Source organism: Nguyenibacter vanlangensis, from assembly GCF_013376155.1.
In the GTDB taxonomy this organism is placed as follows: Bacteria; Pseudomonadota; Alphaproteobacteria; order Acetobacterales; family Acetobacteraceae; genus Gluconacetobacter; species Gluconacetobacter vanlangensis.
Genome location: NZ_JABXXP010000854.1, coordinates 1 through 1,092 on the forward strand (window position 1 = coordinate 1; position 1,092 = coordinate 1,092).

1 protein-coding gene is annotated in these 1,092 nt (G+C 71.2%); it reads right to left on the reverse strand.

Annotated features, from left to right (window positions below):
* Nucleotides 1-943: hypothetical protein (locus HUK84_RS19660; RefSeq protein WP_374729394.1), on the reverse strand; the 943-nt coding region annotated here is incomplete at its 3' end.
* Nucleotides 944-1,092: the final 149 nt, after the last annotated feature.

Sequence of the window (1,092 nt, forward strand, 5' to 3'; positions counted from 1 at the left end):
AACGCTGGGCGCGGGCGGCGGCGGCCAGCAGGTCGGGCACGTTGCCCAGCAGGGCGGCGTGGACCAGGCTGCCGAGATCGAGGATCAGCGCCGCGTGGTCGATCGCGTCGTCGAGGATGCGGTCGGCCATGGAGGCGACGCGGGTCATCAGCTCGGCCTGCAGCATGTCGCGGATGGCGGGCGGGGACTGCCCGTTGCGCAGGGCCTCGCTGGAGGTCCGCAGGGCTTCGCGCAGGAAGGCCATCGTGCCGTCCTGGCCCAGCGCGCGCTGCATCGTGCCGTAGGACCCGCCGGTGAGCTGCGAGACGGTGTCCAGCAGGTCGCCGATCATCGTCTCGCCGCCCGCCTCGAGATAGGCGCGGTGGCCGTATTCGTGGTCGGCGGCCCAGTGCAGCAGGGCGACGGCGGCCGGGCCGGACACGAAATGGCGCAGGCTTTTGCGCGCCTTGTTCCAGTCGATGAGAAAGACCAGCGATGCGCCCAGGGTTTCGAGCGCCGCGTCGAGGGCGGGAAGGTCCGCGGCCTGGAGGATGCCGGTAGCGAGGGTGAACTGGCCCTGTTCGCTGCCGGGCAATTGGCGGCTGGATTGCGTCCAGGTCAGGGCGGGCAGGCGGTTCTGGAAGAATTCCAGGCGCTGCCTGTGGATGTCGCTGTGCAGGACCGACAGGCGCGGGGCGTCGTCCTGCCCCTCGATCTGCACGATCAGGACGTGGGCGTCGGTGGTGCCGAGATCGTTCTGGATGATCAGGCGCGGCCCGTCGCGCATGGCGTTGGTCGCCAGCCCCGGGTGGTTGAACTTGAGCGGCGCGGTGCGGTTGAGCCCGCGCATGAAGGCGGCCACGCGCTGCCGGTCCCTGTCGTCCAGGCGATAGGCGCGGGCCCCGGCGATATCGGTTTCGGCCAGGCCGGCGGCGATGTCGTTGATCGCCCTGTGCAGGTCCATGACCAGGCGGTGCAGGGAATCGGCGCCTTCGGCCGGGACGCGGCAGAGCTGCGAGACCAGGCCGGGGGGCAGGACATCGTCCGCGACCCGGATGGCGGCGCGCTGCGCCTGCTCACGCATATCCAGGCCGTCGGCGGTGGCCTGGTCGA